Origin of the sequence: Escherichia sp. 94.0001 (genome assembly GCF_013369155.2) — a bacterium.
Taxonomy (GTDB): Bacteria; Pseudomonadota; Gammaproteobacteria; order Enterobacterales; family Enterobacteriaceae; genus Escherichia; species Escherichia coli_F.
Genome location: NZ_JABWMS020000207.1, coordinates 1 through 744, shown reverse-complemented (window position 1 = coordinate 744; position 744 = coordinate 1). Strand labels below are relative to the sequence as shown.

The following is a 744-nucleotide window of genomic DNA, read 5'->3' as shown; positions in this document are numbered from 1 at the left end:
AGGCCATCGTGGATAACGGGGCGCACTTTGACGGCGAACAGAGTGGCACGGTGAACGGTGTCACGCCGCCAGCGGTGCAGCACCTGACCGCCGAAGTCACTGCAGACAGCGGGGAATATCAGGTGCTGGCGCGATGGGACACACCGAAGGTGGTGAAGGGCGTGAGCTTCCTTCTTCGCCTGACCGTGGCAGCGGATGACGGCAGTGAGCGGCTGGTCAGCACGGCCCGGACGGCGGAAACCACATACCGCTTCACTCAACTGGTGTTGGGAAACTACAGGCTGACAGTCCGGGCAGTAAATGCCCGGGGGCAGCAGGGCGATCCGGCGTCGGTATCGTTCCGGATTGCCGCACCGGCAGCGCCTGTCACTATTGAACTGATACCGGGGTATTTTCAGATAACAGCGGTCCCGAAACTGGCTGTATATGACCCGACGGTGCAGTTTGAGTTCTGGTTCTCGGAAACGCGGATTACCGATATCAGGCAGGTTGAGACCACAGCCTGCTATCTTGGCACGGGGCTGTACTGGATAGCTGCCAGTAGCAATATTAAGCCGGGTTATGATTATTACTTTTACATCCGCAGCGTGAATACCGTTGGTAAATCGGCATTTGTGGAGGCCGTCGGTCGGGCGAGCGATGATGCGGAAGGTTATCTGAATTTTTATAAAGGGTTGATCAATAAAACGCATCTCGGCAAGGAACTGCTGGAAAAAGTCGAGCTGACGGAGGATAACGCCAGCA

General features: G+C 56.6%; 1 protein-coding gene. It reads left to right on the top strand.

The window, feature by feature from the left end; all coding sequences use genetic code 11:
* The coding region (locus tag HEN33_RS25260; protein ID WP_183083531.1) for a host specificity protein J at positions 1–744 on the top strand (744 nt) is incomplete at both ends.